Origin of the sequence: Croceitalea dokdonensis DOKDO 023 (genome assembly GCF_001306415.1) — a bacterium.
Taxonomy (GTDB): Bacteria; Bacteroidota; Bacteroidia; order Flavobacteriales; family Flavobacteriaceae; genus Croceitalea; species Croceitalea dokdonensis.
This window is the reverse complement of record NZ_LDJX01000008.1, coordinates 122,538-135,290: the sequence shown is the minus strand read 5'-3', so window position 1 is coordinate 135,290 and position 12,753 is coordinate 122,538. Positions and strand designations below refer to the sequence as shown.

The 12,753-nt window shown below is 42.0% G+C and carries 10 protein-coding genes; 7 read left to right on the top strand and 3 right to left on the bottom strand.

Annotation, left to right across the window (positions count from 1 at the left end; genetic code table 11):
• Nucleotides 1-2 precede the first annotated feature (2 nt).
• The 7 genes from I595_RS15530 (at nt 3) to I595_RS15500 (ending at nt 6,454) form a co-directional block, all read left to right on the top strand.
• Complete coding sequence (locus I595_RS15530; RefSeq protein WP_054560363.1) at nt 3-929, top strand: homoserine kinase; 927 nt, start codon at nt 3-5, stop codon at nt 927-929.
• Nucleotides 930-934: 5 nt separating this feature from the next.
• Entirely contained in the window at nt 935-2,224 is a 1,290-nt protein-coding gene (thrC, locus tag I595_RS15525) for a threonine synthase (protein ID WP_054560387.1), read from the top strand.
• A 330-nt stretch (nt 2,225-2,554) separates the two neighbouring features.
• Complete coding sequence (gene gcvT / locus I595_RS15520) at nt 2,555-3,640, top strand: glycine cleavage system aminomethyltransferase GcvT (protein WP_054560362.1); 1,086 nt, start codon at nt 2,555-2,557, stop codon at nt 3,638-3,640.
• On the top strand, nt 3,641-4,555 hold the full coding sequence (locus I595_RS15515) for a glutaminase (protein WP_054560361.1): 915 nt from the start codon (nt 3,641-3,643) through the stop codon (nt 4,553-4,555).
• Complete coding sequence (locus tag I595_RS15510) at nt 4,555-5,379, top strand: sugar nucleotide-binding protein (protein WP_054560360.1); 825 nt, start codon at nt 4,555-4,557, stop codon at nt 5,377-5,379. Before I595_RS15515 ends, I595_RS15510 begins: the two co-directional genes overlap by 1 nt.
• A 10-nt stretch (nt 5,380-5,389) precedes the next feature.
• The gene (locus I595_RS15505; RefSeq protein WP_054560359.1) at nt 5,390-5,680 is read left to right on the top strand and encodes a 4a-hydroxytetrahydrobiopterin dehydratase; all 291 of its coding nucleotides are present in this window, start codon (nt 5,390-5,392) and stop codon (nt 5,678-5,680) included.
• A gap of 63 nt (nt 5,681-5,743) precedes the next feature.
• A complete protein-coding gene (locus tag I595_RS15500) occupies nt 5,744-6,454 on the top strand; it encodes a YebC/PmpR family DNA-binding transcriptional regulator (RefSeq protein ID WP_054560358.1) in 711 nt (236 codons plus the stop codon).
• Between the two features lie 625 nt (nt 6,455-7,079).
• Here I595_RS15500 and I595_RS15495 read toward each other — a convergent pair.
• The 3 genes from I595_RS15495 to I595_RS15485 are packed head-to-tail and all read right to left on the bottom strand — an operon-like array spanning nt 7,080 to nt 12,536.
• The gene (locus I595_RS15495) at nt 7,080-7,793 is read right to left on the bottom strand and encodes a fasciclin domain-containing protein (RefSeq protein ID WP_054560357.1); all 714 of its coding nucleotides are present in this window, start codon (nt 7,791-7,793) and stop codon (nt 7,080-7,082) included.
• Nucleotides 7,794-7,822: 29 nt separating this feature from the next.
• Nucleotides 7,823-9,421 carry a RagB/SusD family nutrient uptake outer membrane protein gene (locus I595_RS15490; protein WP_054560356.1) on the bottom strand — a complete coding sequence of 533 codons (1,599 nt, stop codon included), beginning with the start codon at nt 9,419-9,421 and terminating at the stop codon, nt 7,823-7,825.
• A 10-nt stretch (nt 9,422-9,431) separates the two neighbouring features.
• Complete coding sequence (locus I595_RS15485) at nt 9,432-12,536, bottom strand: SusC/RagA family TonB-linked outer membrane protein (protein WP_054560355.1); 3,105 nt, start codon at nt 12,534-12,536, stop codon at nt 9,432-9,434.
• Nucleotides 12,537-12,753: the final 217 nt, after the last annotated feature.

The window sequence follows — 12,753 nt, the reverse complement described above, 5'->3', positions numbered from 1 at the left end:
CTATGGAAGAACTTAAAGTTTTCTGCCCTGCAACAATTGCAAACGTTTCTTGTGGTTTTGATGTGCTCGGGCTTGCTTTGGCCAAGGTAGGAGATGAAATGACGATTAAAAAGACAAGGGAACCTGGCATTACAATCAGTAAAATTGAAGGCCAAGACCTCCCATTGGATACGGACCATAATGTTGCGGGTGTGGCAGCAAAAGCACTATTGCAACAACTGGGCGACAGCTATCATGGTGGATTTGACATTGCCATCCATAAAAAAATAAAACCCGGAAGCGGTATAGGCAGCAGCGCTGCCAGCGCGGCAGGTGCCGTGGCGGGCATTAACCAATTACTGGATCATCCCTTTTCGCAGACAGCGTTGGTGCGTTTTGCCATGCAGGGTGAAAAACTAGCCAGTGGGGTGGCCCATGCAGATAATGTAGCACCGGCCATTTTAGGAGGCTTTACCCTGGTTAGGAGCTATGAACCTTTGGATATCATTAAAATCCCAACACCAAGTTTACTGTACGCCACCATCCTCCATCCACAAATAGAAATTAAAACAGCCGACTCCAGAAAAATTCTAAAAACCTCCATCACCCTACAAAGCGGAATTAAGCAATGGGGCAATCTTGGAGGACTTATTGCCGGCCTATATACCAATGATTATGAACTTATAGGCAGGTCCTTGGAAGACCATATTATTGAACCCATACGTTCTATTTTAATCCCCGGTTACGATATCGTGAAACAGGTGGCTCTTAAAACAGGGGCATTGGGCGTAGGAATCTCAGGATCTGGACCCTCTATTTTTGCCCTATCCAAAGGAAAAGAAACTGCAGAACGTGTGGCAGAAAAAATGTATGATAATTATGATACAATCGGTCTGGAATTCGATATGCATATTTCTCCCATTGCCTCCCAAGGGGTACATTTAATTTAAGTATGATGAACTATTACAGCCTTAACCAAAATGCCCCAAAAGTTTCTTTTAAAGAGGCGGTAATCCATGGAATCGCTCCTGATAAGGGGTTATACTTCCCTGAACGGATAACTCCCTTACCCAGGAACTTTTTTGCTGAAATTGAGGGGTTGTCCAACTACGAAATTGCCTTTAAGGCAATACAGCCGTTTGTGGGCGATGCCATCCCATCCAGCGTACTGAACAATATTATATCAAAAGTCCTGGATTTTGACTTTCCCGTGGTAGCGCTAGAACCAACTATAGCTACCCTAGAACTCTTTCATGGCCCCACCATGGCCTTTAAGGATGTAGGAGCACGCTTTATGGCAAATTGTCTGGGGTATTTTTCTCAGGAAAGCACCAAAAAAGTTACGGTCTTGGTGGCAACCTCTGGTGATACCGGAGGAGCAGTTGCCAATGGGTTTTTAGGGGTTGATGGTGTTGAAGTGGTTATCCTATATCCCAGTGGCAAAGTGAGCCCTATACAGGAAAAACAACTGACCACCCTTGGACAGAATATCACGGCACTAGAAGTGGATGGTAGTTTTGATGACTGCCAACGGATGGTAAAAAAGGCTTTTTTAGACACCACCATTACCAAATCAAAAAAACTCACCTCTGCCAACAGCATCAACGTGGCAAGATGGTTGCCCCAATTGTTCTATTACCTTTTTGCCTACAAACAAGTTAAACACAACCATCAAGATTTGGTCTTCTCCGTTCCTTCCGGAAATTTTGGAAATATATGTGCTGGAATGGTGGCACAGAAATTGGGCATGCCGGTAAAGCACTTTATTGCAGCAACCAATAGCAACGATACCATTCCTTTATTTACCGAAACCAAAAATTATAGGCCAAAACCTTCAAAACCCACCATTTCCAATGCCATGGATGTTGGAGACCCAAGTAACTTTATTCGTATCCTTAACCTTTTTGACAATAATGCGGATAAGCTGTTGAAAGGGTTTTCTTCCTACTCCTTTAGTGATAGCGAAACCAAAGAGGCAATACGTCACCTTTATAAAAACAGCGGATATATAGCGGATCCGCATGGTGCCGTTGGATATTTGGGCTTACGGGAATACTTAAAAGACCATAACGGATATGGCATTTTTCTAGAAACCGCCCACCCCATTAAATTTTTGGAAACGGTAGAAAACACCCTTGGTATCCAATTGCCCATACCCGAAAAGATTTTGGAATTGATCAAAAAACCAAAAAAATCGATCCCAATTAATAGCTATAACCAATTCGCTCAGTTCTTATTGAGCTAAAATACCTTGGGTTGATAGAACAAGCTACAGCATCATCCTGACTCTTATCAAAATAGGGCAACCAAACCACCCAAAGGGCAGACCTGACTAGATTATTTTCCAACGTATTCTTTTGAAGATATCCATACAGTTGGGAGCGTCTCTATACTGTATTTTACAATGAAAGGCATACACCCTAAAACGTGGCATCAAGTTACTGGCACCTAGGGCTGTACTGTAGCTAAAAATACTCTGTTCCATGGAACCGAAGCCATAAATTTTTGTAAAAAACTTTAGTTAGGATTACTTAGCGTTTATATTTCAATATTTTTACACCACTAAACCCGCTTTATGAAAAATACCGCGCTTACCCAGACCCATGAGACACTTGGAGCGAAGATGGTTCCCTTTGCAGGCTTTAACATGCCAGTTTCCTATGCAGGCGTCAATATTGAACATGAAACCGTAAGAAAAGCTGTCGGTGTTTTTGATGTGTCCCATATGGGTGAGTTTTTGATTGAAGGGCCAAAGGCCTTGGAGCTTATTCAAAAAGTAAGCTCCAATGATGCTTCCAAACTAACCATAGGCAAAGCCCAATACAGCTGCCTGCCCAACGAATCCAATGGTATAGTGGATGACTTAATTGTCTATAGAATTAAGGAGGAAACCTATTTATTAGTGGTCAACGCCTCCAATATTGAAAAAGACTGGGAGCATATTTCTAAGTATAATCAAGGGATTGGCGCCTCCATGCGAGATTTGTCCAATGATTATTCTTTGCTCGCCATACAAGGCCCAAAGGCAGTTGAAGCCATGCAATCATTGTCCAATCATGACCTAGCTGCCATCCCCTTCTATAATTTTATAGTAGGTGATTTTGCCGGTATTGAGCACGTAATCATATCCGCAACAGGATACACTGGTTCTGGAGGGTTTGAAATCTATTGTAAAAACAGCGAGGTACAGCAGATTTGGGACAAGGTGTTGGAGGCCGGTGCTGATTTTGGCATTCAACCCATTGGTCTTGCCGCACGGGATACGCTACGTTTAGAAATGGGGTATTGCCTGTATGGAAATGATATAGATGATACCACGTCACCGCTGGAAGCAGGTCTGGGGTGGGTCACCAAATTCACCAAGGACTTTGTGAATGCCCAGGCCCTTGCCAAACAAAAAGAGGAAGGGGTACAGAGAAAATTGGTTGCCTTTGAAATGAATGAAAAGGCGATTCCCAGAAAAGGATACACCTTGCTCAATCCGGAAGGAGCGGAAATAGGAACGGTAACCTCAGGGACCATGGCACCATCTGTGGGCAAAGGCATTGGTCTTGGCTATGTGAGTATTCCAGAAGCTAAAGTTGGCCATACCATACAGGTGCAGATCAGAAAAAAAACAGTTCCTGCAACACTGGTTAAACTTCCTTTTTATAAGGGCTAAATGACTGATTTCAACAAAATCCTTGACCAAGTTTATAAGGAAACCTTAGCCAATGCCGACACCGGTAAGGTAGCTCGGTATATTCCAGAACTGGCCAAGATCAGTAATGATAAATTTGGTCTTTGCCTTCTTGATGCCAAAGGTAGCCGAGTAGCTTATGGGGACTGGGAAGAACGCTTTTCTATCCAAAGCATCTCCAAAGTGTTTGGATTGGCTTTGGCATTTAAGCGTATTGGCAACAAGTTGTGGTCTAGGGTGGGCGTAGAACCATCAGGTGATCCCTTTAACCATCTCTCCCTTTTGGAATTGGAGCAAGGCATACCCAGAAACCCACTTATCAATGCCGGGGCCATTGTGGTCTGTGATATTTTGGTTTCAGAATTTAAGGACGCCAAAAAGGAGGTTTTACAATTTGTCAGAAGTTTAACCAACGATGATTCCATAGATTTTAATTTTTCCGTTGCTGCATCGGAAAAGGCAACTGGTTTTAAAAATTATGCCGCTGCGTATTTGATGAAATCCAACGGCAACCTCAACAATCCGGTAGAAACAGTTCTTGACCTTTATTTTCACCTATGCGCTTTAGAAATGTCCTGTTCCCAAGTGGCAACAGCTTTTTTTCCCTTTATGAACCACGGCAGATGTACCCAAAATATCCAACATCTTGAGGTGAATAAAATAAAGCGTATCAACGCCATTATGCTTACTTGTGGTTTTTATGACGAGGCGGGCGAGTTTGCCTTTGAAGTGGGATTACCGGGAAAAAGCGGTGTAGGGGGCGGTATTGTGGCACTATTGCCGCAGCAATTCTGTATTGTAAGCTGGTCTCCTGGGCTAAACCCTAAGGGAAATTCCACCCGCGGAATGTACGCCCTAGAAAGATTTACCACCCTAAGCGAACTATCCATTTTTTAATGCTGACCAAGAAAAAAATCCTCATATTGGGCGGTAGCGGGTTTATTGGCAATGCGCTGTATAAAGAGCTTTGCAACTATTTTGACACCTATGGCACCTACCATAGCAATACCAGTTTTAGTGAAAACGGACAATTTAGAAAATATGACCTTGAAGAGGATGATATTTTTGATGTGCTACAAGAAATAAAGCCAGACTTTATTATTTCAACCCTACGAGGGGCTTTTCAAGCCCAAGTACAGGCCCATCTGCACCTCATGGAATATGTATCCCAAAATAGCTGTCGCATCTATTTTCTCTCATCGGCAAATGTTTTTGATGCTTATAGTAAATTTCCTAGCTATGAAACCGATAAAACGCTCTCTGAAAGTATCTACGGTAGACTAAAAATTCGCATTGAAAACATGATGATGCGGCTGCCCCACAAAAAAACAGGTATTTTAAGACTGCCCATGGTATTTGGGAACACTTCTCCAAGGATAAAGGACATCAAAGCTGCCCTAATTGCCAATGAACCCATTGAGGTTTTTCCCAACCTTATCATCAATGTTACCAATGACGACCGGCTCACCCAGCAAATTCATTACCTGATCAATCAAGATAAAAGTGGTATCTATCATTTGGGTAGTGCCGATCTTATTCACCATGAGGATTTCATCAAGGAAATCATCAAACGTTTGGGCAATTACCATCCCCTGTTAAAGAAAGTATATACCACTAATGAAGACCGTTACTTGGCTGCCTTGCCAAAACACAATAACTTACCAAAAAACCTTAGGGTGGGTTATCAAGAAATCATAGACCATCATTTAATGGTCGACTAAATATAGAAATATGGAACATAAAATGACCAACGAACAGATTACGATAGGACTACAAACCCTAGATGATTGGAAGTTCACGGATGGCTTTCTAACCAAATCCCTTAAGTTCAAAAATTTTAAAGAGACATTCTCCATAATGACCCAAATCGCTTTTGAGTGCGAGCATCAAGGGCACCATCCGAACTGGGAAAATGTATACAATAACCTGACCATTAGGCTAAACACGCATGATGTGGGAGGAATTACGGAAAAGGACTTCGTACTGGCAAAATCCATAGATACCATCACGGCGGGCAGGTAGTTTGCGCCAATATATTTTTCGGGCTTTTGTTACATTTGTCCACTAGATTTTAAAACGATTACCATGGGAAGAGCATTTGAGTTCCGCAAAGCACGTAAAATGAAACGTTGGGCCGCCATGTCCAAGGCCTTTACTAGAATTGGAAAGGACATTGTAATGGCAGTGAAAGAGGGAGGGCCCGATCCAGACGGGAATTCCCGCTTACGGGCTGTTATCCAGAATGCCAAGGCCGTAAATATGCCCAAAGACAATATTGAACGTGCCATAAAGCGTGCTTCGGACAAAAGTCAGGGAGACTATAAGGAAGTCTTGTTTGAGGGTTATGCTCCCCACGGCATCGCCATTTTGATTGAAACCGCAACGGACAATAATACCAGAACGGTGGCCAATATTAGAAGCTACTTTAATAAATGCAATGGTAGTCTAGGGACTTCTGGCTCCGTAGAGTTTATGTTTGACCATACCTGTAATTTTAGAATTAATGCCGATGGTATTGACCCAGAAGAGTTAGAACTTGAAATGATCGATTTTGGTGCGGAAGAGGTGTTTGTGGATGAGGATGGGATTCTCATTTACGCCCCTTTTGAGAGTTTTGGTGCCATACAAAAGGAATTAGAAAGTAGGGAAATTGAGATTTTGTCCTCCGGGTTTGAACGGATTCCCCAAGTCACCAAAGCCTTGAGCGAAGAAGAAATGGCCGATGTGGAAAAACTGCTTGAAAAAATTGAGGAGGACGATGATGTACAGAACGTGTACCATACCATGCAGGAGTAACCTTAAACCTCTTATCTAAGCAACCTAAACCTCGTTTTTAAATCCCAAGGTTTATTCCTTATCATGGTAAATAAGTGTTTGGTTTTGACTGAATTTGGAGCAACTAACGAACAAATGAATTCTAACTTTGTTCGCTCCCATTATGTTCAAAAGAATGGCATTAAGATGGTCAGACTTAAGATGGATGCCTTGCAAAAAATCTTCCGTATTTTGGAATCCATCCCAAACACATAATTTTTTAGCTAATGATTTAAGCCTTAATCCATATGTTTAAGGATTTGGTTGGTTGATTCCCAAAAATTTATTGTAAAGAATTAAGTTCACAAAACAGTGTAAACCTCCCTCCTATGGCACCAAGAAAAATCATATAAAGGCTTAGGGTAAAAGCTTCTAGAAGAATTAGGGAACCCACAGAAAATGACCCAAGGTTTTGAAATTAGCAAGCTACATGTTCATCTAAAGAAAGAAAGATTTTAAGGGGCCGAAGCAACTCAATAGTTTTTATTCTCCTACCTAATTTTAACTAATTGCTGTTTGGCAAACATAAAATCCCCCGCACAGGAAGCTAACCTGGTGCGGGGGATGTTCAAACTAACTCAAAAAACTAACTCAACTCAAATAATTCTTAATTATTAGGTGCAGGATAAGGCTGGTTTCTAACCGGATCGTTAAGGCTGTGCCCAATCCCGTTACTAAAAACGTAATTATAATTACGCACCCGCTCATTATTACCTCCACCGGTAGCAGTACTAGGTAGCGGTGCAGGATTACGATTAATATCAATACGCAAGCGATCATCCCTTCTAAGGACAATTTTACCTGCCTCACCAGGAATCAACGTCTGGAATTCATAATTGACACCAAATTCCGTCAACGGATCATTCTGTGTAATGTAAGTATCTATGATATGATACTGCAAAATTAAACGCAACACATCTGTGTCTGCCCTCGCCATGACCTGTTCTGGGGTCTCCCCTTCCAAAACTTCCTCAGAACCTGTGATTAAATCAATCACATCGTTATTGCCCAAAAAGGCATTGTTGTTCAACATCAAAAAGGTTCTACCGCTGTTAGGCGTATTGTATACATCTATCATACCGGCGGCTTCCACCGCAGCTGCCATATAGTTGTAGTTGTCACCGATAAATTCCCCTTCCTCATTCAAGGCCAATGCTTGTGGGGAATTAAAGAATCCCCATGCAGTTAGGTTGTCAAACGGATCGGTAAGATCTACATCAGGTTCAAAAACAAAGCGCTCCTGTAACTCTAGGTTACATCCGGACAGGAACAACACCACCCCGGAAAGCACCATGGTCCGTAAATAATTTATTTTTTTCATTGTATGTCTTTTTAGTTTAGAAAATAAGATTAGTACCCAGGTGTTTGCTCTAACAGATCATTCTCTATCAAATGCTCATCAAAAATTGGGAACAATAGGCGCTCTTGCGTCAATGGTACTCCTCCGGTGAGTGTATCCAAAATTGGATTTAACACTTCCAATGCCCTATTGGTTCTCCTAAGGTCCCACCATCGCTTTCCTTCTCCAATGAGTTCTAATTGACGTTCATCCAGGATAAAGATTTCCCGCTCATCCTCAGTGGCACCAAACTCCGCTACGGTTACCGCCGGCAACTGTCTAGCCTCCCTAAAATCATTGACAATTTCTAGCGCCCTTGTTGAATCTCCCAACCGGTTTTCCAGCTCTGCCAAATAAAGCAGCACATCTGCATAACGGTAAAGCACAATGTCGCTATCATCAAGACCAGGGTTGTAGTTTTGCTTGTTATATTTGGACAAACGTGCATTTCCAGATCCTTTAGACTCTAAATTCGTAAAGTTTTCCCTACAGAGGTAATACCGCCAATCACCGTATACAGGATTAATCACGGTTACTTCATCACCATCTTCATTGACCACGGTTTCCGGTGCAGTTAACACAGGATCCACATCTGGGTATTTGGTTACCCAACCCAATGAATCTATTGGAAAACGTTCTGTCCATTTATTCTCCAAGGCCGGTGATAAGTTAAAGGAAGGAATTCCTGCAAAGAACAAAGCAAAAATACCGGCCCTGTTCGCTGTTCCGGCCTCCTCTAAACTATAACGGATGGAGAGTATCAACTCTGGTCCTTGCTGTATTTTTAAAGGTCCGTTACCTTCAAACTCGGTGCTAAAAGGATCATTGCTATCGTTCAAAAATTGGTTTTGCCATTCCTCTGGGGAGTTAGCCAATCTAAATCTGTTGCTGTTCACGATTTTTAACAAGGCTTCCCTCGCCAATTCATCCTCACCAAGAAATCCATAAACATCTGCCTGTAGTGCCCAAATACTGGTCAAAGAAAACCGAAAATTATTGGTCAATTGATTTATGGGCATATTGGCCTCTGCCGCCAACATATCGGGAATAATAACCTCATTCAATATGGTTTGGGCATCTGTTCTGGTCTTAAACAAGTCTTGGCTAAAACCTCTGGTTGGCTCCGTAAACAAGGGTAAGGAACCCCAAACCCGTACACCCTGAAAGTAGGCATAGGCCCGTAAAGCCTGTGCCTCTGCCAGTAAACCAGGGTCAAAACCATCTATATTAGGCACATTGGCGATAACCTCATTGGCCCTATTGATCATGTTGTAAAATTCTCCCCAATCCAATGCCGGAGCGTTGCCGGAGGTGACGTCATTGGTGGTCAACTCTATATTGTTGGCACCGGCACCATCGTTACCGTTAATGTAACTATCGCCCCTAAATTCTCCCCACAAATAATGCTTTAACCTAAAAGTAGGCTGCATACCATCATAAATTCCGATAACCGCAGCTAAGGCATCAGAATTATTTCTAAAGAAGTTCTGTGGATCTATTTCACTGATTTGTGATTCATCTACCAAATCCTCGCAAGAAAATACCATTGCAAACAGCAATATACCGGGTAAAATTCTTGAGATATAATATGTTATAGTTTTTCGTTTCATTGTTGTCATTTTAGAATTTCAAATTCATACCAAAGATTACTTCACGATCGTTTGGAAACCTTAAGTTGTCCAATCCTGGTTGCAAAGGATTACCTCTGGTACCAAGTTCAGGATTATACCCTTCATAATTGGTCCAAGTAAGTAAGTTATTACCGGAGACAAAAACAGAACATTTCTTGATAAAGCCCAATCTATCCAATGCAGATTTTGGCAAATCATATCCTAGCCTTACAAAGCTCAACCTTACAAAACTACCATCGGTAACAAAAAAGCTATTGGGCCTATCCCTATTTTGTGGTACCCTGTTAAGTCTTGGAAAAACAGTGACATCACCGGGATTTAGCCAAGCACCTTCTATCCGGTCCGGTCCAGGGGTCTCATTGGCAGAATTTAAATCGTTCCTAAGTTCATCCCATCTTCTGTAAATGTCATTGCCCAGCGTAAAGTTGAACAAGAAACTTAAACTGATATCCTTGTATTTAAAATCGTTGGAAACACCACCAAAGGTTGTAGGGAGTCCGTTACCGATTACTTGTCGGTCATCGTTGGTAATGACAAAATCCCCATCAATATCCTCCCAAATAATATCTCCACCCTCGGCTACACGGCCGTCATTACGGATTTGGTTAACATCACCCGTAAATTCCTGTCCATTTAACGTGTAGTTCGTAAATGTACCATCTGCATCAAAATTGGGCGTTAACTGTATACCATCATCGGTAAAGGCATTGGATTCATCGTATTGAAAAACACCTAGGTTTTTAAAACCGAAAATATTTCCTATGGATTCTCCCTCCTCTATGATGTAGTTGCCAGAGAAGAATGGCGTACCACCAGCCAAACGCGTTACCTCATTTTCTAGGAAACTCACGTTAAAGCTACTGCTCCAACTAAAATCCTTACTTTGGATGATATTACCGCCTACGGTTAGGTCTATACCCTGGTTACGAACACCACCAACATTTTGCCTTATGCCAACAAAACCGGATTCCTCAGGAATGGGGACGTTTGCCAATAATGCTTCGGTATCCTTTCTCCAGACATCAAAATTCACTGTTAATCGGTTTCTGAACATACCTAAATCAAAACCAACGTTGGTTGCGTTGGTACTTTCCCAACTTAAGAGGGAGTTACCGAGCCTAGTTGGCGACACACCGCTAATGCCATCATAAATGGCACCTGGATTAAAGGCAGAGTTAAATTCAAAATCCCCTATCCTATCGTTACCGGTCTCCCCATAACTGGCACGGAACAAAAGATTGTTTAAAGTAGCATTTCCCTTTAAAAAAGATTCGTTACTAACGCGCCAACCTATTTCTGCAGAAGGGAAATAACCAAACTCATTATCTTCACCAAAGCGTGAGGACCCATCCCTTCTAATGGTTGCGCCTACTAAGTACCTATTGTCAAAATCATATTTAAAGCCCGCAAATAAGGAAAAAAGATTGCTACGGGTATTAAAGGTCTGTCCGTTATTGATGGCCAAGCCTTCTGGGTCTGCGTTATTAAATGTCCTGATATCCTCAGAAACAAAAGGAATATTGCTAAGTCCAAATTCCTCTTGATACCTTTTTAAAATCTGCATACCGGCAAAAGAAGAGACGCTATGTTTTCCAAAATCCTTATTGTAGTTCACGAAATTTTCTTGCTGTAAATCATAATCTATACGATCCCTAAAGCTCGCAAGTGGATTTGTATTTCTTGGGTTTAATACCAACAACGGCTGAAAATCATTGTTTCTCCGCAACCTAAAGTTAATACCCAAGGTAGATTTAATGGAGAAGTTTTTGGTAAGTCTGTACTGTATGGAATTAAAGCTCTGTCCACGCCAGGTCCTTAACTTTAATTCCCTTAACCTAGCCTCTGCCACAGGGTTCTGACGGCCAGCAATTTCCGGTGTCAAATCCCCATTGGGCTCAAAGATGGGAAAGTACGCAATCCGTTCCACCAGTTGTTGAAACACCTGATTTTCGCTCAAACCACTAAATTCTTCAAAAGAGGCATTAAAGCTTGAACTTATGGCCAACTTTTTGGTGGGGGTAAAATCTAACTTAAAACGCGTATTGATTCTTCTAAAATTACTATTGACCACAATACCGTCTTCGTTTAAAAAACCAGTATTCCAGTACGCTCTTACCTTATCGCTCCCTGCGCTTACCGCAACATTGACCTGGTTTCTAAAACCGGCCCTTGTCACCAAGTCTTGAAGATCAAAGGAGTTTCTTAACAATAGGTTTAGGGAATCACGGTCGTTTCCCGTTGGGTTTTGCCTTTGGGCCTCCGTTCTCCTAACATCTTCATAAAACAAGCGCTGTCTTGTATTGGCCACCGGGATAGCGCCGTTTAGGGAGTTAATACCCGTGACCACGTTGACATCCACACTTACCTCACCAGACTTCCCTGATTTGGTAGTGATCAAAACAACTCCATTAGCACCCCTGGTACCGTAAATGGCCGTTGTTGCACCATCTTTTAGTACTTCTAAAGACGCAATATCATTGGGGTCAATATTATCAATATTATCTAATTGCTGCCCATCTACTACGTACAAAGGTCCTGTACCACCCGCACTAAAGGTAGAAGTACCCCGTACCCGAATGTCAAATCCTGCCCCGGGACCACCGTTTGTGGCTATTTGTACACCGGCTAACCTACCTTGTACCCCTTCAAAGGCATTGGTTGGGGTTACCTGTGCAATTTTTTCTTGTTTAACGCTAGATAGCGCTCCAAGGACTTTTTCCCTTGCCACGGTGGCATATCCAATGACCACCACCTCATCAAGGTTTTGGGTATCCTCTTCCAAGGCTACATTGATGTTGGCCGCATTAACGGTTACTTCCTTGGTATTAAAACCAATGTAGGAAAACACCATGACCCTGGAGCCGGGAATCAGTCTGATGGAATAATTCCCATCGAAATCTGTTGATGTCCCGTTGGAAGTTCCTTTTTGTACTACGTTGACCCCAGGTATGGGTTCCCCGTTAACATCCGTCACCGTTCCAGATACAGCTTGGACCTGTGCATTAACCGATGATAACCCTCCACATACAAGGGCCACAACGGTTAGCAAGGAGAACAAAGCCGTACGCAAACGTTTGTTACACTTTTTTTTCATTTCAAGTTTAGTTTTGTTAACAATTCAATAGTTTTCAGAAAAGCAATACAGCTGAATATTTTTGAGATAACATCAAATAAACCGCAGCTTTATTAGCAAATTCTTAACAAGTATAAAAACTTGAAAAACCGGGGGCATCCTGTAGTATATGGGTGAAAATTAACAAAGGTAAAATCCAAACTCCCTAAAAAGCCCACTCATCTTTACAAATTAATAG